This is a genomic window from Amycolatopsis sp. NPDC026612, assembly GCF_040638285.1.
Taxonomy (GTDB): Bacteria; Actinomycetota; Actinomycetes; order Mycobacteriales; family Pseudonocardiaceae; genus Amycolatopsis.
Window position 1 is genome coordinate 15,263 of sequence record NZ_JBEZYB010000029.1, and the last position, 22,468, is coordinate 37,730.

At 72.4% G+C, this 22,468-nt stretch carries 21 protein-coding genes; 8 read left to right on the forward strand and 13 right to left on the reverse strand.

What is annotated here, in order from left to right; genetic code table 11:
- The first annotated feature begins 17 nt into the window (after positions 1–17).
- Positions 18–329: a hypothetical protein gene (locus tag AB0F15_RS24860; protein ID WP_360274648.1), complete on the forward strand. Its 312-nt coding sequence runs from the start codon at positions 18–20 to the stop codon at positions 327–329.
- On the opposite strand, the gene AB0F15_RS24865 is transcribed toward AB0F15_RS24860, so the two are convergent.
- The 3 genes from AB0F15_RS24865 to AB0F15_RS24875 are packed head-to-tail and all read right to left on the reverse strand — an operon-like array spanning position 330 to position 2,200.
- Positions 330–824 carry a GNAT family N-acetyltransferase gene (locus AB0F15_RS24865; protein ID WP_360274650.1) on the reverse strand — a complete coding sequence of 165 codons (495 nt, stop codon included), beginning with the start codon at positions 822–824 and terminating at the stop codon, positions 330–332.
- The gene (locus AB0F15_RS24870; RefSeq protein WP_360274653.1) at positions 821–1,573 is read right to left on the reverse strand and encodes a Sir2 family NAD-dependent protein deacetylase; all 753 of its coding nucleotides are present in this window, start codon (positions 1,571–1,573) and stop codon (positions 821–823) included. The genes AB0F15_RS24865 and AB0F15_RS24870 overlap by 4 nt, the downstream gene beginning before the upstream one ends.
- A gap of 42 nt (positions 1,574–1,615) precedes the next feature.
- Positions 1,616–2,200, reverse strand: a complete 585-nt coding sequence (locus tag AB0F15_RS24875; protein ID WP_360274655.1) for a suppressor of fused domain protein — start codon at positions 2,198–2,200, stop codon at positions 1,616–1,618.
- A gap of 451 nt (positions 2,201–2,651) precedes the next feature.
- Between AB0F15_RS24875 and AB0F15_RS24880 the strand changes: the two genes are divergently transcribed.
- From AB0F15_RS24880 to AB0F15_RS24890, 3 genes are read left to right on the forward strand one after another with little or no spacing between them, the layout of a single operon-like run.
- Positions 2,652–3,527, forward strand: a complete 876-nt coding sequence (locus AB0F15_RS24880) for an alkaline phosphatase family protein (RefSeq protein WP_360274658.1) — start codon at positions 2,652–2,654, stop codon at positions 3,525–3,527.
- A gap of 46 nt (positions 3,528–3,573) precedes the next feature.
- Entirely contained in the window at positions 3,574–4,785 is a 1,212-nt protein-coding gene (locus AB0F15_RS24885) for an MFS transporter (RefSeq protein WP_360274661.1), read from the forward strand.
- On the forward strand, positions 4,782–5,762 hold the full coding sequence (locus AB0F15_RS24890; protein ID WP_360274664.1) for a hypothetical protein: 981 nt from the start codon (positions 4,782–4,784) through the stop codon (positions 5,760–5,762). The genes AB0F15_RS24885 and AB0F15_RS24890 overlap by 4 nt, the downstream gene beginning before the upstream one ends.
- Positions 5,763–5,767: 5 nt before the next feature.
- Here the strand turns inward: AB0F15_RS24890 and AB0F15_RS24895 are convergent, their stop codons facing one another.
- Both AB0F15_RS24895 and AB0F15_RS24900 read right to left on the reverse strand, forming a co-directional pair.
- Positions 5,768–6,172 (reverse strand): hypothetical protein, encoded by a 405-nt coding sequence (locus AB0F15_RS24895; RefSeq protein WP_360274667.1) that lies wholly within the window; start codon positions 6,170–6,172, stop codon positions 5,768–5,770.
- 361 nt (positions 6,173–6,533) lie between these two features.
- On the reverse strand, positions 6,534–7,889 hold the full coding sequence (locus tag AB0F15_RS24900; protein WP_360274669.1) for a tannase/feruloyl esterase family alpha/beta hydrolase: 1,356 nt from the start codon (positions 7,887–7,889) through the stop codon (positions 6,534–6,536).
- Positions 7,890–8,061: 172 nt separating this feature from the next.
- Between AB0F15_RS24900 and AB0F15_RS24905 the strand changes: the two genes are divergently transcribed.
- Positions 8,062–9,264: a PHB depolymerase family esterase gene (locus AB0F15_RS24905; protein ID WP_360274672.1), complete on the forward strand. Its 1,203-nt coding sequence runs from the start codon at positions 8,062–8,064 to the stop codon at positions 9,262–9,264.
- Here the strand turns inward: AB0F15_RS24905 and AB0F15_RS24910 are convergent.
- The 6 genes from AB0F15_RS24910 to AB0F15_RS24935 all read right to left on the reverse strand — a co-directional run bounded on the left by AB0F15_RS24910 (position 9,261) and on the right by AB0F15_RS24935 (position 16,378).
- The gene (locus tag AB0F15_RS24910) at positions 9,261–11,477 is read right to left on the reverse strand and encodes a TOMM precursor leader peptide-binding protein (protein WP_360274675.1); all 2,217 of its coding nucleotides are present in this window, start codon (positions 11,475–11,477) and stop codon (positions 9,261–9,263) included. The two genes, AB0F15_RS24905 and AB0F15_RS24910, sit on opposite strands and share 4 nt — an antisense overlap.
- Entirely contained in the window at positions 11,478–11,642 is a 165-nt protein-coding gene (locus AB0F15_RS24915; RefSeq protein WP_360274678.1) for a hypothetical protein, read from the reverse strand.
- A gap of 136 nt (positions 11,643–11,778) precedes the next feature.
- Positions 11,779–13,647, reverse strand: a complete 1,869-nt coding sequence (locus AB0F15_RS24920; RefSeq protein ID WP_360274681.1) for a GAF domain-containing protein — start codon at positions 13,645–13,647, stop codon at positions 11,779–11,781.
- A 60-nt stretch (positions 13,648–13,707) separates the two neighbouring features.
- On the reverse strand, positions 13,708–15,075 hold the full coding sequence (locus AB0F15_RS24925) for an MFS transporter (protein WP_360274684.1): 1,368 nt from the start codon (positions 15,073–15,075) through the stop codon (positions 13,708–13,710).
- Between the two features lie 31 nt (positions 15,076–15,106).
- Entirely contained in the window at positions 15,107–15,856 is a 750-nt protein-coding gene (locus AB0F15_RS24930; protein WP_360274687.1) for a 3-hydroxybutyrate dehydrogenase, read from the reverse strand.
- A gap of 129 nt (positions 15,857–15,985) precedes the next feature.
- The gene (locus AB0F15_RS24935; protein WP_360274690.1) at positions 15,986–16,378 is read right to left on the reverse strand and encodes a VOC family protein; all 393 of its coding nucleotides are present in this window, start codon (positions 16,376–16,378) and stop codon (positions 15,986–15,988) included.
- A gap of 85 nt (positions 16,379–16,463) precedes the next feature.
- Here AB0F15_RS24935 and AB0F15_RS24940 point away from each other — a divergent pair, with 85 nt between their 5' ends.
- Positions 16,464–17,402: a WYL domain-containing protein gene (locus tag AB0F15_RS24940; RefSeq protein ID WP_360274692.1), complete on the forward strand. Its 939-nt coding sequence runs from the start codon at positions 16,464–16,466 to the stop codon at positions 17,400–17,402.
- A 274-nt stretch (positions 17,403–17,676) separates the two neighbouring features.
- The gene (locus AB0F15_RS24945; protein ID WP_360274695.1) at positions 17,677–19,743 is read left to right on the forward strand and encodes an AMP-binding protein; all 2,067 of its coding nucleotides are present in this window, start codon (positions 17,677–17,679) and stop codon (positions 19,741–19,743) included.
- A 2-nt stretch (positions 19,744–19,745) separates the two neighbouring features.
- On the opposite strand, the gene AB0F15_RS24950 is transcribed toward AB0F15_RS24945, so the two are convergent.
- Positions 19,746–20,345 carry a GyrI-like domain-containing protein gene (locus AB0F15_RS24950; RefSeq protein WP_360274697.1) on the reverse strand — a complete coding sequence of 200 codons (600 nt, stop codon included), beginning with the start codon at positions 20,343–20,345 and terminating at the stop codon, positions 19,746–19,748.
- Positions 20,345–20,854 (reverse strand): PadR family transcriptional regulator, encoded by a 510-nt coding sequence (locus AB0F15_RS24955; protein WP_360274700.1) that lies wholly within the window; start codon positions 20,852–20,854, stop codon positions 20,345–20,347. The genes AB0F15_RS24950 and AB0F15_RS24955 overlap by 1 nt, the downstream gene beginning before the upstream one ends.
- Positions 20,855–20,957: 103 nt before the next feature.
- Here AB0F15_RS24955 and AB0F15_RS24960 point away from each other — a divergent pair, with 103 nt between their 5' ends.
- Complete coding sequence (locus AB0F15_RS24960) at positions 20,958–22,265, forward strand: SWIM zinc finger family protein (RefSeq protein ID WP_360274817.1); 1,308 nt, start codon at positions 20,958–20,960, stop codon at positions 22,263–22,265.
- Positions 22,266–22,468 lie beyond the last annotated feature (203 nt).

The window sequence follows — 22,468 nt, forward strand, 5'->3', positions numbered from 1 at the left end:
CATTTCCGGAGGTTTGGATGAGTGTCCACGCTGCCCTCGCGCGGCCCGTTCTCCGCACGCCGCGCGGCCGGCACGCCAAGCCCCGCCCCGCGTGGCCGCGGGTCGCCGGGCGGGCAGTCTTCCTGATCTTCGCCCTGTTCTGCGCCGGTGCCGTGACCGGCCTCGGGTGGCCGCCCGTGCTGCTCGTGGTGCCGGCTGCCGCGTTCGTGCTGGTCGCCGCGAGTGTCGCGAAATTGCGGACCGCGACCCGGAAGATCGACACCATCTTCGCCGAAGAACTGTCCGAACCGGCGCCGAGGGACCCGATTTCCGAGGGCGCAGACAACTGATCACCGTCGCGGCGAAAGGTCCAGCCACATGATGCGGAGCCCGACGTCGCCCGCGGTGGGATGGCGGAACGCGCCGGGGGCCGTGCCGAGTGTCACGAACCCCAGGCTCTCGTAGAGGCGGATCGCGGCCACGTTCACGTCGACGACGGCGTTGAACTGGATCGCCGCGAACCCGCTCCGCCGCGCCCAGCCGATCAGGTCGGTGACGAGGGCTCGCCCCACGCCCTCGCCGCGCGCCGCCTTCGCGACCATCAGGCTGCCGGAAGCGACGTGGCTGCCGGGGCCGGGCCGGTTGGCGTACATGTTCGCCGTCCCCGTCACCCGGTCACCGTCGACGGCGACGACCACCCGCGCCGGCGGAGCCCGCAACCACGTCCGCCGCGCCTCCTGCTCGGTCATCGCCGGGTCGCAGGGGAACGTCCGCTGCTCGGTGACGACATCGTGGACGATCGGCCAGATCGGGGGCCAGTCGTCGTCGCGGGCCTCGCGGATCATCCGTTCACCGCGGCGCAGAGTTCCGGGACGACGGCCTCGATGTCGTTCCGCAGCACGAAATCGGCGTCCTCGTCGTACGGCGTCGGGTCGCGGTTGACGATGACCAGCGTCGCTCCGGCCCGCGCGGCGACCGCGCACAGCGACGCCGCCGGCTCCACCTGCAGCGAACTGCCGATCGCCAGGAAGAGCCCGCTCGCCGCCGCGATGGTCCGCGCGTGGCCGAGGACTTCGCCGTCCAGCATCTGTCCGAACAGGACAACGCCGAGCCGGAGGATCCCACCGCAGCGTGGACACGAAGGATCGTCGTCGCCCGCTTCGACCCGTGCCAGCACATCGGCGGACGGGAACGCGGCCGCGCAGCCGGTGCACCGCGTGGTGTGCATGGTGCCGTGCAGTTCGAGCACCTTCCGCGCGGCGAGGCCGGCCCGCTGGTGCAGGCCGTCGACGTTCTGCGTGAGCACCCGGACGGCGACGCCCGTGCCGTCCAGTTCCGCCAGTGCGCGGTGTGCCGCGTTCGGTCCGGCCCGCCAGGCCGCGTGGCCGGCGTACGTACGCCAGAACTCCCGGCGCACCGCGGCATCGGCCATGAAGTTCTCGAGCGTGAAAGCGTGCACGGCACTCGGCGTGCGCGTCCAGATGCCTTCGGGGCCGCGATAGTCGGGAATCCCGGAAGCGGTGGAGATGCCCGCGCCGGTCAGCACGGCGATCCGCCGGGCGCCGCGGATCCGGTCGAGGAGCTTGCCGTCCATGGTGCCGGAGGTTAACGGCTCCACCACGGCCGCACGACCGGATTACCGCGCCGGGTCGGTGATCAGCAACGGGTTGCCGGCCCGGAACGGCGCGAGCAGTTCGGCGGTGCTCGTCTCCTGCGCGGTGCGCAGTTCCGCCGCGGTGATGCCGAAAACGGTCAGGAACCGGGCCGCCCCGTGCGGCGTCGCGATCGGCCCGAGCACCGGGTCGTCGGCGAACGCGATCGCGGTGAGGCGGGTGTCCGCCGAGCCGGTGATCGGGCCGCCCGGATCCAGGCGGTGGCCGGCCGCGAACACCCGGCCGGTGACGAAGACGGCCCGGCCGAGCTGCCGGAGCAGGTTCAGGGTCCAGGCCCCGGGCGGTCCGTCGGCGGCGGGGACGCGCATGGTCAGCTCGAACCCCCACCCGCTGGTGCCGGGGTCGTCGCTCTCCTTGGCGAACAGCTCGGTCAGGCCGAAGGTGACCAGGAGCCAGTGCCCGGCGCCGCGGTAGGCGCTGATGCCGTAGATGCCACCCCGGCCGGGCAGGGTGTCCGTCCCCCAGTGCAGCGGTTCCTGCGCCGGGACGTGCGCGGCGACCGCGGCTTCGATCGCGTCCCACCCCGGAGCACTCTCACCTGGTTCCACCCGCGGAGACTCCCGGCGCGCTCGTTCGCGACGACGGCGGACCGTTTCGACCGGGCGGCACGCAGCGTCACCGCGGCCTGCCCCCGCACCGGCTCGACCTGGCCGGCCACCGGCGCCGCAACGGCGTCGTGCCCTGGATCGCCTACCACGGCGAAGACGGCCGTGACCGGCTGATCGAAGCCGTCGCGGCGGCGGACCTGCGCGGCCGCGGCGGTGCGGGCGTCCCGTGTCGGCGCCGTTCCTTCGAGCGAGCTGGGAGCGACCTGTCAAACCCCTGACCGACCATTGTGGACAGTACCAAAGGAGGTTGACACCGGAAAGTGGTTCACTCACTCTTTCCGTTGTCCGCCGGAGGTTTCCTGGTGTTCACGAGCCGGACCACAGCACCTCACGAACCGGTCTTCTCCCGTGGGCACCATGAGGCGCCCACCCCCTCAGCGCTGGAGGACCCATGATCCGCAAGCGGATCTTCGCCGCGTTCGCCGCGGCCACCCTGGTCACCGCCGGTGCGGTCACCGCGGCCGTGGTCACCGGAACGGACGAGCCCACCGCCGTCCGGCCGGCCGCGACCGCCGTGCCGGCGTTCGACCACATCGTCCTCGTCATGTTCGAGAACAAGAAGTTCTCCTCGATCAACGGCAGTTCCAGCGCGCCCTACTTCAACACCCTCGCCTCGCAGAGCGCGAAGTTCACGAACTCCTTCGCGATCACGCACCCGAGCCAGCCCAACTACGTCGCCCTCTTCTCCGGCGCCACCCAGGGCGTCACCGACGACACCTGCCCCGCCAACCTCGGCGCGAAGGCCAACCTCGGCCAGCAGCTCATCGGCGCGGGCAAGACCTTCACCGGCTACTCCGAAGCCATGCCGTCGGACGGCTACACCGGCTGCTCCAGCGGCACCTACCGGCGCAAGCACAACAGCTGGGTGGACTTCTCGAACGTCCCGGCCGCGAGCAACGTCCAGTTCTCGAGCTTCCCCACGGACTTCACCCGGCTGCCGGCCGTCTCCTTCGTGACGCCGGACATGTGCAACGACATGCACGACTGCTCCATCGGCACCGGCGACACCTGGCTGAAGAACCACCTCGACGCCTACGCCCAGTGGGCCAAGGCGCACAACAGCCTGCTGATCACCACCTTCGACGAGGACAGCGGCACGTCGGTCAACCAGATCTTCACGACGTTCACCGGCGCGAACGTGAAGGTCGGCAGCTACAGCGAGTCGATCAACCACTACACCGTGCTGCGCACGATCGAGGCGTCCGCCGGCCTGCCCGGCATCGGCAACGCCGCGAGCAAGTCGCCGATCCTCGACGTCTGGCAGTAACCGCGTGTACCTGTCCACCATCGGCCGCCGAGAGCATGCTGGGGCGATGTCCCGGCGCAAGCTCTCGGCGGTCGGCGCGAACGTCTTCGCGCTGGGTGCCGTCAGCCTGGTCACCGACGTCTCCTCGGAGATGGTCACCGCAGTCCTGCCGGTGTACCTGGTGCTCGGCCTGCACCTGAGCCCGGCCGCGTACGGGCTGGTCGACGGCCTCTACACCGGCGCGACGGCGTTGCTGCGGATCGTCGGCGGGTACGTCGCCGACCGGGTCCGGCGGCGCAAGGTCGTGGCCGGCGCCGGTTACGCGCTGTCCGCGGTGGCGAAGCTCGGGCTGCTCGCGGCCGGGGCGTCGGCCACCGCGATCGGCGCGGTGATCACGCTCGACCGCACCGGCAAGGGCCTGCGGACCGCACCGCGGGACGCGCTCATCACCCTGTCGGCGCCCGAACCGCTGCTCGGACGCGCGTTCGGCATCCACCGCGCGATGGACAGCGTCGGCGCGTTCGCCGGGCCGTTGGTCGCGCTCGCCGTGCTGGCCGCCGTCGGCGCCACCGACCCCGAAGCGTTCAACGCCGTGTTCGTCGTCAGCTTCTGCATCGCCGCGATCGGCGTGCTGCTGCTGGTGCTGTTCGTCCGCGACCGCCGGACGCCGAAAACGGCCGCGAACGCGGTCTCGCCCCGCGCGGCGGCGGCCTTGCTGCGCGGCAGCGGCGTTCGCCGGCTGCTGGTCGCGGCGTGCGTGCTCGGGCTGGCCACCGTCGGCGACGGGTTCGTCTACCTGCTGCTGCAGCACAAGGAGGACATCGCCACCGGCTGGTTCCCGCTGCTGGCGGTCGGCACGAACCTCAGCTACCTGCTGCTCGCCGCGCCGCTGGGTGCGCTGGCCGACCGGGTCGGGCGGCTGCCCGTGGTGCTCGGCGGGTACGGCGCGCTGGCGCTGGTGTACCTGCTGCTGGCCGGGCCGGTGTCCGGCTGGCCGCTGTTCGCGGCGGCTCTGGCGCTGTACGGCGCGTTCTACGCGGCGACCGACGGCGTCCTGATGGCGCTGGCCGGCCCGCTGCTGCCGGAGTCGCTGCGCACGACGGGGATCTCGCTCGTCCAGACCGCGCAAGCGCTTGCCTACTTCACCTCGTCCATCCTGTTCGGGCTGGCCTGGCAGTTCTGGGGTGCCGGTCCGGCGATCTCCGTCGCGGCGGGCGGGGCCGTGGTCGCGATCGCCGTGACGTTCGTGGTGCTCTCCCCGCGCAAGGTGACGGCGTGAGAACCCGGATCCTCATCGCGGTCGCCGGCGTGCTCGTGCTGGCCGGCGCGGCGGTCGCGTACGTCGGGTTCGCGAGCGCGCGCGGCCACGACGTCACCGCGACCGGCGCGGTCAGCCTCTCCCCCGGCCCGCGGCTGCTGTTCCGCAGCACCGCCGACGCCGACCGCGGGCACGTCGCCACGGTGTCCGCCACCGATCCGGCCGGCCCGCGCACGGTGTCGCCGCTGTCGTGCACGCGGGTGTACGCCGCCGGCGGCACCGGGCTCTGCCTGCGCCAGGACGGCGACCTGACGACCTACCAGCTGGCGGTGCTCGACCGGGGACTGGCGGTGCAGCGGGAAATCCCGCTGGTCGGGCTGCCGAACCGGGCGCGGGTGTCGGCGAGCGGCCGGATGCTCGCGTGGACGGTTTTCGTCACCGGCGACTCGTACAACGGCGGCCTGTTTTCCACCCGCGCCGGCATCCTCGACACGGCGACCGGTGACCTGGCCGGCACGCTGGAGGACTACGCGGTGACGCTCGACGGCCGGCCGTACCAGGCCGCCGACCTCAACTTCTGGGGCGTCACGTTCACCCGCGACGACCGCCACTTCTACGCGACGATGTCGACGGCCGGCCACCGCTACCTGGTCGCGGGCGACTTCGCCGCGCACACGGTCCGCACGCTGCGCGAGAACGTCGAGTGCCCGTCGCTGTCCCCGGACGGGACGCGGGTGGCGTTCAAGTCCGCCGTGGACGGCGACCCGGCCCGCGGCTGGCGGCTTTCGGTGCTGGACCTGGCGGCCTCGCGGGTGACGGCACTGGCGGAGACCCGCAGCATCGACGACCAGCCCGCCTGGCTCGACGACCACACGATCGGCTACGCCGTGCCCCGCGGGCCGGGCCACGCGGACGTCTGGTCGGTGCCCGCCGACGGCTCGGGCGCACCCCGGCTGCTGGTTCCGGAGGGCGAGTCCCCCGCCGCGCTGGGTTCCTGACGGCGTCAGTCCAGCTTGCGCAAGCCGTCGAGGATGCGCCGCATCAGGTCCATGTCCGGGGGTGCGAAGGCGTACGGGGAGGCCAGGACCGCGGCGGCCCGCGGGCGGGTCAGCGGCGGAAAGCTACCGGCCACGCGCGCCGGCAGCCGTTCCCGCGCCGGTTCACGCCGGGTCTGCACGGGGATCGGCAGGGTCGGCAGGGCGACCGTGCGCGCTTCGGCCAGCTGCCGCGCGGCGTGCTCCTGCAAGAGGCGCGACCGGATGCCGGCCACGGTGAAGTCGGGCTCGGCCTCGGGCTCGGACGGGGTCCGGCGCGGACGCCGTTCCAGGGAGATCGCCCAGGCCGCGGCGGCCAAGGCCGGCAGGAGCAGCCCGGCGACGATCGCGAGGCCCGGCAGGTCCGCGGCCATCAGGGGGCCCCAGGCACAGGTAGCAGCATGACGTTCACTTCCGGACGGACGGTTCTTCCGCAGCATGGCCGACACCTGGTTATGCGAAATCAACGAATTTTGCGGACCCCGAAGCCCATCATGAATGACGCGCCGCACTCCCGCAAGCGGCCGAACGGGGTCGACCATCCGGATGGCAAAACTGCAGGTAGAAGCGGCTTTCGCGGCGGGTAGACCGGGCCCCTCACCCAGTAGTACGGACGCCGGTTCGATCCGGTTCACCTTATTTTCCGTGATTCGCGCACGCCGCCGCGGCATGCTCGGGGAAATGCGCACTTCGACCCGGTTCGGGTCCGGCGGCCCGGTACCGGCTGATCCCCGATCAGGGGCGGCCGGCCAGGTCGCACGTCTTCGCCAGCTCCGCCGGGGTCGCCCCGGCGGGGCGGGCGATCGTCGCCGAGGCCGGCGGCCGCACGCCGCGCAGCCAGCCCGCGAGAGCGTCGAACGCCGTCCGGAAGCACGGGCCCAGCGGGCGCAGCCGGTCCGGGAACTGGTCGACGAGCCCGTCCACGTGGTTGCCGCCGTCGATCCGGTAGTACCGGTGCAGCGCCCCGCGCCCGGCGGACGTGATCATCCGGTCGTAGACGTCGGAGTCGCGCGTGATCGGCAGCAGCGTGTCGAGCGTGCCGTGCAGCGTCAGCAGCGGCTTGCCGATCCGCCCGGTCAGCGAGATCCGCTCGACCGCCCGCGCCACCGAAGCCGGCCGGGTGGCATACGCGTAGTCCGCGTCGCACGAAGGCGTTCCCGAAGCGCAGAAAGGGATCCCGACCGCAAGGGCGCCGTCGAACGACGGGTCGACCTCCTCGCGGTAGATCCGCTGGGTCAGGTCCCAGTACACGCGGTAGTGGTAGTCCCACAGGAACTCCGACCCCGGCGCGAACCCGGCGTCCAAAATGGACTGGTGGGCCGACGCCGAGCCCGCCGCGTAGGCCGGGTACGCGCGCAGGGCCGGCGGCAGGAACGTGAGCAGGTTCGGCCCCTCGGCCCGCCACAGCGTCCCCTCCCAGTCGACGCCGCCGTCGTAGAGCCACGGCCGGTTCTCCAGCTGCCACCGCACGAGGTACCCGCCGTTGGACAGCCCAGCGGCGAGGGTCCGCGCGGGCGGGCGCCCGTAGCGCCGCGCCACCGCGCCCCGCGCGGCCACCGTCAGCTGCGTGACGCGTGAGTTCCACTCCGCCAGTGCGTCCCCCGGCCGGACGCCGTCGGTGAAGAACGCCGCGCCGGTGTTGCCCTTGTCGGTCGCGGCGAACGCGTACCCCTCCGCGAGCGCTTGGTCGCCGATCGCGCGGTCGTTCGCGTACTGGCGCCGCACGCCGGGGGCCCCGGCGACGACGAGGCCGCCGTTCCACCGGTCCGGCAGGCGCAGCACGAACTGCGCGTCGTGGTTCCAGCCGTGGTTGGTGTTCGCCGTCGACGTGTCCGGGAAGTACCCGTCGACCTGCACGCCGGGCACCCCGCGGAAAGCCGGCAGCCCCGCCGACGTCAGCCCGGCCCAATCGGCCTCGACCGTGTGCCCGGACGCGACGGTGCCGGTCGTCGTCAGATCGTCCAGGCAGACGGCGACCTGTCGTTCGGCGCCGGGCACGTCCACCCCGCAGTGCCCGGGGGACGCCGACCCCGACGCGGGCAGCCCCGCCGCGAGCGCTCCCGCCAGAACCCAAACCAGCCAACCCCGCACGGTTCACCTCCGGTCTTCCGATGGACCGAACCCAAGCGCGTGCGGCGCTCGGGAGCCACCCCGCCGGTCACCATGAATCGCCGGGACGATGTGGTGGGCGGCCACATGGCCTGAACCCGGGAGCCGTTTTAGCGTCGCTGAGGCCCCTCTCAACGACGAGAAGGAACTCACCATGCGCAAGCTCGCCTTCGCCGGACTCGCCGCGATCACCGCCGCCGTGCTCACCACCGTCGGGGTGGCCGCCGCCGACCCGCCGCCGTCGTCCCTCGTGCAGATTCCCTCCTTCGGCGCCAATCCCGGCGCACTGGCGATGTACACCTACACCCCCGCCGGGCTCGAGACCGGCCGTCCGGTGGTCGTCGCCCTGCACGGCTGCACGCAGAGCGCCGCGGACTACTACGCCCATTCGGGCTGGCCCGCGCTGGCCGACCGCTGGCGGTTCGAGGTCGTGTTCCCCCAGCAGCCGACCGCGAACAACTCGCTGAAGTGCTTCAACTGGTTCTCCACCGCGGACGACACCCGCGGCAACGGCGAAGCCGCGTCCGTCAAGTCCATGGTGGACAAGGCGATCGCCGACCACGGTGCCGACCGGTCGCGCGTGTTCGTCACCGGCTTGTCGGCCGGCGGCGGGATGACCGCCGACCTGCTCGCCGCGTACCCGGACGTCTTCGCCGCGGGCGGCATCGACGCCGGGCTGCCCGCCCAGTGCGCGACGAGCGTCACCGAAGCGACGAACTGCCAGCAGAACGACCAGCACCTGACGCCGGCGCAGTGGGCGTCGAAGGTCAAGGCGCAGTACCCCGGCTACGGCGGACCGTGGCCGCGCGTCGCGATCTGGCAGGGCACCGCGGACTACACCGTCTACCCCGTCAACGGCACCGAGCTGCGCGACCAGTGGACCGCGGTGCACGGCGTCTCCCCGACGCCGACGAACACGCAGTCCCTGCCCGGTGGCACGACGCTGACGAACTACGCCGACAAGGTGCAGCTGTACTCGATCGCGGGCATGGGCCACGGCACCGCGGTCGACCCGGGCACCGGCACGACGCAGTGCGGCAGCACCGGCGCGTACTTCCTCGCCGGGATCTGCTCGAGCTACTACACCGGCGTGTTCTTCGGCCTGGACAAGGGAACCGGCACCACGACGACGGCCGCACCCCCAACGACGACCACCACCACCAGCACCACGCCGTCGGGCACCTGCGTGAGCGCGAGCAACTACGCCCACACGCAGGCCGGCCGGGCGCACCAGAGCGCCGGCCAGACCTACGCGAACGGTTCGAACCAGGCCATGGGGCTGTGGAACACCTTCACCTTCCACGCCTTGCGGGAGACGTCCCCGGGCTACTGGATCCTCGCCGACGGGCAGTGCTAAAGGAAGATCCGCATCGGGTTGAGGTCTTCGTAGGCGGTCGGCTCGGCCAGGCGACCGAGCCGCACCGGCACGTCGTAGAGCCGCCCTGGCGCGAAGCGCCCCCAGAACCCGCGCAGGCCCGGCACGATCACCTTGACCACGGGCAGGCCGATGTCGGGCCGCGTCTGGTCGAGCACGAACACCTCCAGCCCGGCGGCTTCGAGCCTGGTCTGCACCAGTTTCACGTCCGCCAGCAGGTCGGGAGAGGAGGCGTCCCGGAGGCGGGCCAGTCCGAGTGCCGGGTCGGGCCGCAGGTACGGCTCGGTGGCCACGGTCGCGTCGCTCAGCCACCGCTTCGCGTCCGGGTCGCCGCCGCCGTCCCACCCGTCCAGGAGCGCGGGCATCATCTGGTTCAGCTCGGTCAGCGCGCGGCGCAGGGCGACGGCCGGGTCGAGGTGCGCACCGAACCCCATCATGATCGCCTCACCGGACCCGCCGGTCTGCCGGGACAGGGCGGCCAGCACGGGCACTCCGACGTCGGAAGTCACGTCGAGGACCCAGACCTCGCGGCCCAACCCCGCGTACGCCTCGCGCAGTTCGGCGATCCAGGGGTCGCCGAACGCGTCCAGGTCGACCGCCTGCTGCCGGGTGCGGTTGTACCACCACAGCGCGACGGCGTCGCGTTCCACGACCTCGAGCATGCCCTGGAGCGCGGCGTCCTCCAGCGTGCCGCCCGCGGCGTTGCCGTTGGAGTCGGCGAGCAGGGACGGCGGCCCGGGCGCGCCGAAGTACAGCAGGGCGGTCGGGAACCACCGGTGCTCGCCCCGGGTGAGCGACCACACCGGCGTCCAGTCCAGCACGGCGTCGTCGTCGAACGGCTCGACGACGTGCTGGAACGGCCCGTGGCTCGCGTTGCTGCGCACCCGGTCGGCGAACTGGCGTTCGTGGAACAGCTGGCACGTGCCGGGGTGCACCGCCTTGTCGCCCAGCTCGCGGAAGCCGGCACGCACCCGTTCTTCGTCGCCGTCGTAATGGCCACTGTGCCGTTCGAGAGCTTCGCACAGCGCGCTCACCTCGGCCTGGATCGGGGTGACGCCCTTGCCGCCGTTCTCGCTCCGCAGCGCCGTGCGCAGCCGCTCGGCGCCGCGCCGCCCCAGCGCGACGTTCGGGCCGGAACGGAAGGAGTTGAACAGGGCCGGTCCGCGCGTGTCGCGGCGCAGCTCCTTGACGACGCCGGTCAGCGGGCTGACCAGGTGCCGGTAGGTGCCGAGGACCTGTTCCGGCGACAGTGCGCGGTGCCCGCCGTCGCCGGTGCCGGCCTTGGGGCGGGATGCGAACACCACGGGCCGGCGCGTCCGCTCCCGCACCAGGTCCGGGTTCCCGCAGGACGGGCACTGCGGGCGGGCGCGCACTTCGTGGCGTTCGCCGGTCAGGTCACGGCTGTCGAACGTCCACAGTGCCTGCTGGCCCGGATACCGCTGCCCGGCCAGCCACTTGAGCGCTTCGAGGGCGACCAGGTTGAGCGCGACGGCGGTCAGCGGCGTGAGCGTGACCTGGGGACGCGGCAACGGTCCTGGCAGGCCGAGCGCGTCGCGCACGTGGGCCTCGGCGGGCCGGTTGCCCCACAGCCGGGCGGCCAGGCAGTGCCGGCACGGACCGTCGCCGGGAGTGAAGAACGGGCCGATCCACACCCGGGCGCCGACCGGTTTGGCCGGCAGCCACGGCCGCCCGGCCGCGCGGTGCTCGGCGTCCACTTCGGACAGGTACGGGTCGAGGTAGTCGTGGCACAGCACCAGGGACAGATCGGCTTCCCCGGCGGTTTCGGCCACGGTGAGCCCAGCCGCGCGCAGGACGTCCGCCGCCGCGGGATCCGCACCGATCAAGGCCACCCGGCCGCGCGCGACGGCGGCCACCGCGGCTTCGCCGTCGGTGCCCACGGCGTCCCAGTAGGCCGCTTGGGGCTGGGGAGCCGCCGGGCGCAGGCCGATCAGCCCGGCTTCGGCGAGCCGGGTCAGCACCCCGGCCACCTCTTCGGCGGGGATGCCGGCGGGCAGTTCCCGGCGCAGCGCCGCGAAGTCCCTGGTGCCGTCGAGCAACGGGACCAGGGACTCCAGGTGCGGCCCGCTCAGCGCCGTCGCACCGTCTTCGGACAGCACGTAGACCGCGTCGCCGGGCACCACCGCGGTACGGAGGTGCCGCTTGAACCCGACGACCGGTGGAGACGGTTCGGTCACCTACCGGGTCTGACCGGCCTGAGCCGGCTCGGCCACCCAGGTGTAGCACCACGGCGCCGGGCCGGATCCGGTCGGCCGTCCGTCGAGCCGGTCGATCGCCAGCCCGGGCACCGCGGCCGGGCCGACCTCGAACGCCGCCGCGAGTGCGCTTTCGAATTCCTTCATGAGACCCCCAGGTCCTTCGGTATCCGTCGGTTTCCACCATGCCGTGCCCACGCGGTGATCCGCTAGCGCCGGGCGGCGGACCCACCGGACTGCCGAGCAGCGCAACGGATACTGGTCCGCGGCATTCTCGGAGAAATCACCGCGGCCCGCCGAGCCGGTGCAGCCGCAGCGCCAGCTGGATCTCCAACGCCCGGTCCGGTGCCTGCCAGTCCTCCCCCAGCAGCGTCGCGACCCGCTCGAGCCGCTGCACCACCGTGTTCACGTGGACGTGCAGCACATCCTTCGTGCGCGCCAGCTGCGATCCGTTCGCGAAGTAGGCCCGCAGCGTCGCCACCAGCTCGGTACCGCGGCGTTCGTCGTAGTCCAGGACGGGACCCAGCGTCCGCCGGACGAACGCGTCCAGGTCCGCGCGGTCCCCGAGGAGCTGGCCCAGGAACCCCAGCCCCGTCATGGCCGCGCCTTCGCCCGTCCGGCCGAGCGCCAGCAGCGCCCGGACACACCGCGCGGCCTCCGCGTGGGCTTCCGCGATCGCCGACGGCCCGCTCGCTGGGCCGGCCGCGCCCACCGTGACCGGGCGGCCGGTCGCCGAGCCGAGGTCGGCCGCCGCGCGGCGGGCCAGCTCGTCCGGATCGCCCGCGGCGAGCAGCACCACCTCTTCGGCGTGCACTCCGACCAGAGTCGCGTGCCGGGCGGCCGCGCTCGCCAGCCGCCGTCGCGAGCCGCCGTCCGCGTGCGCCACCAGCACCGCGTGCGGTGCCGACAGGTCGATCCCCAGCCGGCGGCCGCGGGCCAGCAGCGCCCGGGGGTTGCGGCCCGGCGCGGTGAGCAGGTCGGTCAGCAGCTCGCCACGGACCTCGTCCTCGGCGCGCACCACCGACCGCCGCAGCATCAGCAGGAGCGCCGTCACGACGCCGGCGCGTTCGAACAGCCGCCGGTCGGGGTCGGTGAGCCCGGCGCGGCCGGTCAGCACCAGGCTGCCGAGCAGTTCGGGGCCCGCCTGCACCGCACACACCCAGTTGTCCTTTGTGGACACTGCGCGTCCGGTGGTGCGGGCCGCGGCGAGCACGTCTTGGTCGAACGGAGCCGGGTCGAGCACCACCGGAGCCGACGAACTCGCCAGGAGCGTGCCGTCGGCGTCGTACACCGTGAGATCCCCGTGCAGCACGTCGGCGACCGCGTCGGCGACGTCCGGCAGATCGCCCCCGCTCAGCACGAGGTCGGTCAGCCGGTCGTGCGCGTCCTCGGCGCGTTCCATCGTCGCGTTGGCCTCGTTGAGCTCGGCGACCGCGCGGCGGGTCTGGTCGAGCAGGTTCGCGCTGTCGAGGGCGATCGCCGCGTGGTCGGCGAGCGACGACAGCAGCGCCACTTCGCCGGCGGAGAACTCCCGGGCGGCGCGATCGGAGGCGAAGAGCACGCCGAGCACCTTCGGGCCGATCGCCAGGGGAACGCCGAGGATCGCGGTCAGGCCCTCGTCTTCGACGCCGGAGTCGATGGGCCGGGTGTGCTTGAACCGGTCGTCGTTGAAGTAGTCCGAGGTCGCGTACGGCCGCGCGGTCTGGGCGACCAGCCCGCCGAGGCCCTCCCCCATGCCGAGCACGATCTGCTGGAACTCCGCCGACACCGAGCCGTCGCTGACCCGGATGTAGGTCTTGCCCTCGGCTTCGTTGTTGAGGCTGAGGTAGGAGACGTCGACGCCGAGCAACGCCCGCGCCCGCCGGACGATCGAGCGCAGCACGGTGTCCGGATCGGACAGGGCGGCGAGCTCACTCGCGGTTTCGAACAGCGCGGTGAGCTGGGCCTCGCGGCGCCGGTGCTCGGCCAGTTTCTCGCGGATCCGCAGGGCCAGCTCCCCCGCGCTGGCCAGCGCGGCCAGGTCGGCCGGGTCGAGAGCGCCCTCGGCGCGGGCGGCCACGACGACGTGCGCCAGCTGCTCGGTGCTCGCCCCGGAGGCGAGCAGGTCGAGCAGCCGGCGCAACGCGTCCGAGGGTGCGGTCACGGCGGTCATGGTACTAATCCGGCCAAAAGCAGGCCGCCGCCCACGCGGCACGTAACCGTTGCCACGGAGTCATTCGGCCGTGGCTGTGGTCGGATTGGTACCGATCGGCACAGTGGGCGAAACGGTGGCCGTCTCCGCCTCGACGTCGTCGTGCAGCGATTCGCCGCGGGTTTCGCGGGCGGCGAGCAGCGCGATCACCGTGATCACGCACATCGCCGTGACGTACATCGACACCGGCAGCGTGCTGCCCCAGCTGGAGAACAGCGCCACGGCGATCAGTGGAGCGACGGCTCCGGCGGCGATCGACGACAGCTGACCGCCGACGGAAAGGCCGGTGTAGCGCACCCGGGTCGGGAACTGCTCGGCGAAGAAGGCGGCCTGCGGGCCGTACATCGCGCCGTGCAGCACCAGCCCGACAGTGGTGGCCAGCACGATCACCGCCGAGGACTTCGTGTCCAGCAGCGCGAAGAACGCGAAGCTCCACAACGCCATCCCGATCGCGCCGAACAGGTAGACCGGACGGCGGCCGACGCGGTCGGACAGCGCGCCCCACACCGGGATCGTCACGAAGTGCACGGCCGAGCCGATCAGCACCGCGGTCAGGCCGACCCCCTTCGGCAGGTGCAGCCCGGTCGTGACGTACACCAGGATGAACGCGGTGATCACGTAGTACGACACGTTCTCGGCCATCCGGGCGCCGATGGTGATCAGCACCTGGCGCCGGTTGTTGCGGAAGACGTCGACGACCGGCACGTGCTTCCCGTCGCGGGCCTCAGCCCGGCGCCGGGCCGCGAGGAACACCGGCGACTCGGCAACGGCCAGCCGGATCCACAGCCCGATCAGCAGCAGCACGCCCGAGAGCAGGAACGGGACGCGCCAGCCCCACGCCATGAACGTTGCGTCGGACTGCGTCGCGGAAAGGGTCGCCAGCACCGCCGTGGCCAGCAGGTTGCCGCCGGGCGCGCCGCACTGCGGCCAGCTCGCCCAGAAGCCGCGGCGGCGGGCGTCACCGTGTTCGGAGACGATCAGGACGGCCCCGCCCCACTCCCCGCCGAGCGCGAAGCCCTGGACGAGGCGAAGCAGCGTGAGCAGCACCGGAGCCAGGACCCCCGCGGTGGCGTACGTCGGCAGCACGCCCATCAGGCAGGTCGAGCCACCCATCAGCACCAGGCTGACGACCAGCAGTTTCTTGCGGCCGAGCCGGTCGCCGAAGTGACCGAAGACCAGGCCGCCGATCGGCCGGGCGAGGAACCCGACGGCGTAGGTCAGGAACGCCAGCAGCGTGCCGGTGAGCGGGTTCGCCGTCGGGAAGAACAGCTTGTTGAACACCAGCGCGGCGGCCGAGGTGTAGAGGAAGAAGTCGTACCACTCGATGGTGGTACCGATCAGGCTCGCTCCGACGATCTTGGCGATCGCCGACCGCTGGGGTTGGCTCACTGCGGGCTCCACTTCCTTGTGGGGTTGGTTTTCAAGCTGCGGTCCAGCCGCCGTCGAGGGGGATGGAAGCCCCGGTGATGTGGCCGGCGTGCGGGGAGCACAGCCACACCACCAGGGAAGCGACGTCCTCGGGTTCGATGAGCTTCTTGATCGCCGCGCGCTTGAGGAGGACTTCGGCGACGACGTCCTCGCGCGGGATGTCGTGCTCGGCGGCCTGTGCCTCGATCTGGCCGTCGACGAGCGGGGTGCGGACGTACCCGGGGTTCACGCAGTTGCTGGTGACGCCGTGTTCGGCACCCTCGAGCGCGGCGACTTTCGAGAGGCCTTCGAGGCCGTGTTTGGCGGCGACGTACGCGGCCTTGTAGGGGGAAGCGCGCAACCCGTGGACGCTCGACATGTTGACGATCCGCCCCCAGCCCCTGGCGTACATCGCCGGGAGCGTGTGGCGGATCAGCAGGAAGGGCGCGGTGACCATCAGCGCCTGGATGTGGGTGAACCGATCGGGCGGGAAGTCCTGGATGGGCGCGACGTGCTGGACGCCGGCGTTGTTGACCAGGATGTCCACCTCGCCGGGCAGCTCGCCGATCGAAGCGGGATCGCTGAGGTCGGCGGCGTGCGCCCAGCCCCCGACCTCGGTGGCGGCGGCCTCGGCGCGGTCCCGGTCCAAGTCGACGACGTGCACCTTGGCCCCGGCCGCGGCGAGGGCGCGGACGCAGGCGAGGCCGATGCCGCCGGCGCCGCCGGTGACGAGGGCGGTGCGCCCGTCCAGATCGCTGGTCATGGACGGGAACGGTAAGCGTGACGCCGGTCGCCAGCCATGTGCGCGGCGGCTACACCTGAGGAAGATCCAGTGGTGCTCGCGCACATACCGACGATCGGGCGGAGCTTTCGTGGGCGCCGCCCGATCGGCTCAGGAACGTCCGGCCAGCACCGAGAGGTAGTGCACGTTCGTCATGACCCCGAGGACGTTGCCGAACGGGTCGACGACCGACGCCGTCACGAAGCCGGGCCCGCGCTCGGTGATCGGCTCGAACTCCTTCGCGCCCAGCTCGAGCAGGCGGGCGACCGTCGCCTCGAGGTCGTCGACGTGCCAGTAGACGACCTCGCCGCCCGGCGCGTCCTGGCCGGCGGGCGCGTACTTGCGGTCGATGAGCCCGAGTTCGTGCTGGTAGTCGCCGATCCGGAACTCCGCGTACCCGGGCCGCTGGAAGTACGGCTCGATCCCCAGGAACTCCGTGTACCAGGCCTTCGCGGCCTCGTGGTCGGCGGCGTAGTACGAGACGGTGGCCATTCCTCGCAGCATGTCCTGCTCCTCTCAAGCGGTGTGGAGCCATCATGCCGAGTAAAAGTGCTCACTGAGTGACCACTTTGTTTGCGACACTTCCCCCATGCGCGCCGACCGCCTCGTGGCCACCCTCCTGCTGATGCAGACGCGCGGCCGCGTCACGGCCGCCCAGCTGGCTTCGGAGCTGGAGATCTCCGTCGCGACCGCCCGCCGGGACCTCGAAGCTCTCTCGGCCGCCGGCGTGCCCGTCTACCCGCAGCCGGGCCGCGGCGGCGGCTGGCAGCTCGTCGGCGGCGCGCGCACCGACCTCTCGGGCCTGAGCGCGCGCGAGGCGCAGGCACTCTTCCTGCTGGCCGGCCCGGCCGCGGCGGGGGCGCCGGAGGTCAAGTCGGCCCTGCGGAAGCTGATGGGCGCCCTGCCCGGCACGTTCCGCGCGGAGGCCGAGGCGGCGGCGAACGCGGTCGTCGTCGACCAGGCCGGCTGGGGCGAGCGCCCGAAGGAACGCCCGCCGATGGTCGAGCTGCTGCGGGACGCGGTCATCGCCCGCCGTCAGGTGCTCCTGACCTACGCCGGGCGCGAGAAGTCCGAGCGGCTGGTGGATCCGTGGGGCCTGGTCGACAAGGACGACGTCTGGTACCTGGTCGCCGGAACCGCGAAGGGCCGGCGCACCTTCCGCGTCGACCGGATCGTCTCGGCCACCCCGACCGGCGATCCCGCCGACCGCCCGTCGGACCTGGAACTGGCCGCGGTGTGGCGGGAAGTCGTCGAGGAGGTGGAGAAGCACCGTTCCCTGCTGAGCGCGGACGTCGTACTCGGCCGCCGGTACTTCGGGGTGCTGCGGGACCGGTTCGGCCGGCACTGCGAGCTGGTCGCCGAGCTGCCCGGGGACCGCGTCCGCGCGCGGGTCGCCGCACCGGCGCCGGTCATGATCGCGCAGGAGCTGGCGGGCTGGGGCGCGCTGGTCGAAGTGGAAGGCCCGGAGTCCGTCCGGGCCGAGCTGGCCCGCCTCGGCGCAGAGCTGGTCGCCCGCTATGGCGCCTGATGTCGCAAATGCCTCATCGCTCCTCCGCGCATCCCGGACGGCTCCTTCGCCCCTTTCGAACATCCTGTCGCCGCCGCCCGGCCGGCCCCGATTGCCGCTATCCTCGGTGAACGCCGTTAATCGGTCTACAGTGGACTTTCGGAGGACCTACCGCGAGTGGCCGTTACCCGCCGGTATCTGGCCGTTCGGAGTATCCCTGATCACCCGTTTGCTGCTAATGTGACGCCTCCGTGACCTGAACGTGCGTTCGGTGACACTTCGGTGAGGGCAGACGATGCGTGACGATGTGATCGAAGCGAGCGCCGTGGTCGGGCACCCGCCGGACGTGGTGTGGCAGATCGTCGGATCGCCGGAGTGGTACTCGCGGTTCGTGCCGGAGATCAGCTGGTGCGAGATCCAGGAGCCGGCCGGGCGCGGGCGCGGCCCGAAGGGCATGGTCCGGATCGTCCCCGCGCGGGGACCGATGCTGGAGACGCAGATGCAGGCCGTCGTGTACCGGCCGGGCGAGCACGTCGTCTGGTGCGGGGTCCCCGACGAGGGCACCTGGGTCTCGCTGGAACTGAGAGCGCTGGCCGGCGGCAAGACCGAGCTGTTCGTGCGGATGATGCTGCCGCCGTCGCACCTGGAACTGGTGTCGTCGATCAAGAAGGACCTCCGCTCCCTCGCCCGGCGCCTCGACCTGCACCTGTCCGGGGAACACGACCCCGAAGCCGACAGCGACGGCAACAAGGCCTCCAAGCTGCGCACCACGAGCATCCTGCTGCGCGCCGGCGTGCTCAGCGCCGGGCGGCCGGACAAGCTGGCGCGTCAGCTGAACTCCCTCGCGCAGTGGGGCGCCACGGTCGCGGGCGGCTACCAGGCCGCCGCGGCCCGCGTTCCGGACGAGCCCGCCCTGCACGACGAGCGCAGCCTGCGCACCTTCCGCCAAGTCCAGGAGCGCAGCGACCGGCTCGCGAACGCGCTGAGCGAACTCGGCGTCGTCGAGCGCGACCGGATCGCGCTGATGTGCCGCAACCACTCCGCGATGATCGAGTCGTTCGTCGCCGCCAGCAAGCTCGGCGCCGACGTCATCCTGCTGAACACCGGCCTGTCCGCGGCTTCGGTCAAGGACGTCCTCGCCGAGCACCAGCCGTCCGCCGTGCTGGCCGACGACGAGTTCGCGCAGACCATCGCGAACGTGCCGGGCGACTTCGCCCGGATCAGCACCTGGCCGGACGCCGACACCGGCTACCCGACCGTCGACGAGCTGATCCACGCCGCCCCCGCCGACCGCCCGAAGCCGGTCGACCGGCCGGGACGGCTGATCGTGCTCACCTCCGGCACCACCGGGACGCCGAAGGGCGCCCGCCGCCCCACGCCGAAGGGGCTGGGCACCGCCGCGGCGATCCTCGACCGGATCCCGCTGCGCTCCGGCGACCGGCTGCTGGTGGCGGCGCCGCTGTTCCACACGTGGGGCCTCGCCGCGATGCAGATCGGCATGGCCCTGCGGGCGTCGCTCGCGTTGATCCGGAAGTTCGACGCCGAAGAGACGCTGCGGACGATTGCCGAGCAGAAGTGCGACGCGCTGTTCGCCGTGCCGATCATGCTGCAGCGGATCATGGACCTGCCCGAGCGGGTCCGCGCGCGCTACGACCTGTCCTCGCTGCGGATCGTGGCCAGCAGCGGCTCGGCGATGTCCGGGCCGTTCGTGACGTCCTTCATGGACACCTTCGGGGACGTCCTCTACAACTTCTACGGCTCGACCGAGGTGTCCTGGGCGAGCATCGCCGACCCGGCCGACCTGCGCGCGGCGCCGACGACGGCCGGCCGTTGCCCGCTCGGCACGCGGCTGGCGATCCTCGACGAGGACCGCAAGCCGGTGCCGCCGGGCGGCGAGGGCCAGATCTTCGTCGGCAACGACATGCTGTTCGAGGGCTACACGAGCGGGACCGACCCGGCCCGCGCGGCGGACATGATGGCGAGCGGCGACGTCGGCTACCTCGACGCGGCGGGCCGGCTGTTCGTCACCGGCCGGGCCGACGAGATGATCGTCTCCGGCGGTGAGAACGTGTTCCCGCGCCCGGTCGAGGAGGCGCTGGTGGCGCTCCCCGGCGTGCACGACGCCGCGGTGGTCGGGGTGGCGGACGCGGAGTGGGGCCAGCGCCTGGCGGCCTACGTCGTCCCGCGGCGGGGCGCGTCGCTGCACGCGGAGGACATCCGGCAGTACATCCACCACCGGCTGGCCCGGTTCGCGGTGCCGCGGGACGTCTACTTCGTCCCGGACCTGCCCCGCAACGCGACCGGCAAGATCCTCAAGCGCCTCCTGCACGACGACACCTGGCCGGCGACCAGCGAGTACTGAGCTCAGCCGACCGGCTGCCGCAGCACGGTCTTCAGCTTCGCGGGTTCGACGCGTCTCGGGTCGCCGAGGTAGACCTCGTGGTGCAAGCCGGTCGGCTTCACGCCTTGCTGCGCGAGGAATTCGTCGTGCAGGCGAGCCAGCAGCGGCCCCTCGTCGTCGTACGAGCCGATGTGGAGCGCCTGTGCGCAGCGGCCCTCGTGCAGCTTCTCCAGCCGGACCGGCGCGTCGACCTTCTTCTTGTGCCGCAAAGTTTCCCGGGCGTCCTCGACGGCGTCTTCGCCGATCCACGGCGGCTGGGCGATCAGCATCGTCCACTGCCAGGAATCCTTGGCGCGCACCGTGAACGCGGCGTAGTCCTCGGCCCACCACAAGCCTTCCAGCGGGCCGACGACGAAGTCCTCACCGCGTTTCTTCGCCGTCATCTTGATCGTGTACGTGAAGGCGTAGAGCGCTTCGACGGCCTTCCGGTAGCTCTCCGCCGTGTTCGGGTTGCCGCGGCCGTCGATCGCGAGGAACTGCTGACCGGGGACGTCCACCAGGGCCCACGCGGTGTTCTTCGGTGCGTAGAGCTGCTTGAGGTCCTTCTTGACGTCGTAGGGCATCAGGTCAGTCCTTCCAGCCACCCGGCTTCCGCCTCGAGCTGCGCGATGGAGTAGCCGAAGATCGCCCGGACGAACGGCGGCGCGCCGGGCTGGGCCGCGGCGGCGCGGCGGACGTCGGCCAGCCGGTCCTCGACCGCTTCCGCGCGCCGGGCCAGCGCCGCCGCGAGCCGTTCGGGTGGGACGACCGGGCTGTTCGCCAGGCCGACGAGCACCGGGGGGTGCACCGGGCGCAGCTCCGCGATGGCGGCTTCGGCGGCGGCCGCGCACGCCTTCCGGCCCGCTTCGGTGGCCGTGAACGTCTTCTTGGCCTTGGGGTGCGCGCGTTCCCCCGCGACCTCGGCGACCAGGCCGCGGTCGCGGAGTTTGCCCAGCACGTAGTAGATCGAGCTGAAGCCGAGCGCGGTCCAGTCGCGCATGCCGCGTTCCGAGACGACTTCGTCCAGCTCGTAGCCGTGCCTCGGCCGCTCGGCCACCAGGCCAAGCACCGTCAATTCCGCGTCGGTCAACACGGTCATATTCTAGCACTAGAATACTCGGCTTCCGGAAAATGTCGGTGGGTGCTGGCATGCTTCAGCGAGTACCGGAAAGCGAGGGAGCACAGTGGGGGGACAGGTGGTGACGGCGGTGCCGTGGACCGCGGAACGCGTGGCCGGGCTCGCGCCGGATCCCGCTTCGGAGAAGGCGGGCCGGGCGCTGGCCACGCCGGCGAAGTGGTCGGGCGCGGGCGCGTCCGAAGACGCCGTGTGGGGCTTCTGCCAAGGCAGCGGCAAGAAGCCGTACCAGACGTGCGTCGAGCTCGCCGAGCCCGCGTTCCGGTGTTCCTGTCCCAGCCGGAAGTTCCCGTGCAAGCACGCGCTGGGACTGCTGCTGCTCTGGGCGACCGGCCGGCTCGACCCGGCGGAGCCACCGGAGTGGGTGCACACGTGGCTGGCCGAACGCGCCGACCGCGCGCAGCGGGCGGAGAAACGCGCGGAGGCGGCGGGACCGAAGGACGAGGAGGCAGCGGCCCGTCGCGCCGGCGAACGCGCCGCCCGCGTCGAAGGGGGTGTCGCGGAGCTGAAGGTCTGGCTCACCGACCGGATCGGCGCCGGGTTGGCGGGTTTCGAGCGCAACGGCGGCGAAGAGCTGCGCACGGTCGCGGCGCGGATGGTCGACGCACAGGCATCCGGGCTGGCCGGCGGCCTGCGCCGGGCGGCCGGGATCGTCGGTCGCCGCGACTGGCCGGAGGCACTGCTCGCCGAGCTTGCCCAGCTGTACCTCCTGGCCGACGCGGCGACCCGCCTGGACGAGCTGCCGCCCGCGCTGGCGGAGACCGTCCGCACGCGGCTCGGGTTTTCGGTGGAGACGGCGCGCGTCCTGGAAAACGGCGAGCGCGTCGCCGACGAGTGGCTGATCACCGGTGCGGCGGACGAGGAAACCGATCGGCTGCTCACGCGGCGCACGTGGTTGCGCGGCCGCCGCACGGGCCGGGACGCACTGGTGCTGTCGTTCGCGCCGCCGGGCCGCCCTCTCGACGCGTCGTTGCCTGCCGGGCACCTGCTCACCGCCGAGCTGGCGTTCTACCCGGGCGCGGCACCGCTGCGGGCCCTCGTGGCGGAGCGCGGTATCCCCGCCCCGGCACCGGCGGCCGACGGCGGTTCGATCGGCGACGCGTTGGCGGCGTACGCGCGGGCGATGGCGGCGGACCCGTGGCTGGAACGCTGGCCCGTCCTGCTGTCGGGTGTCACCCCGGCCGAACACGCCGGCGGCTGGTGTCTGTCCGAAAAGGACGGCACGGCGCTGCCGCTGGTGCCGTACGCGTACCCGTGGTCGTTGCTGGCGCTGTCGGCGGGCCGTCCGCTGACGGTCGCCGGCGAGTGGAGCCGGGCGGGGCTGCGGCCCCTGACCTGCTGGCACGAGGATCGGGCGGTGCGGCTGTGAAGCGTGCAGCGGCACCGATGCGGTTCAGCGGGGACTCGCCGGCCATCGTCAGCCGGGCGGTCCCGGCCCGCCCGGATTCCTGGGCGCCGCGCGGCACCGCAACCGCGGCGAGCCCACGGCACCGGAGCGAACGACCGCGCCGAAGCCCGCTCGTCGACCGGATGGACGCCGGCCGGCTCGAGCCGCGGGGCCCGGCCTCCGCT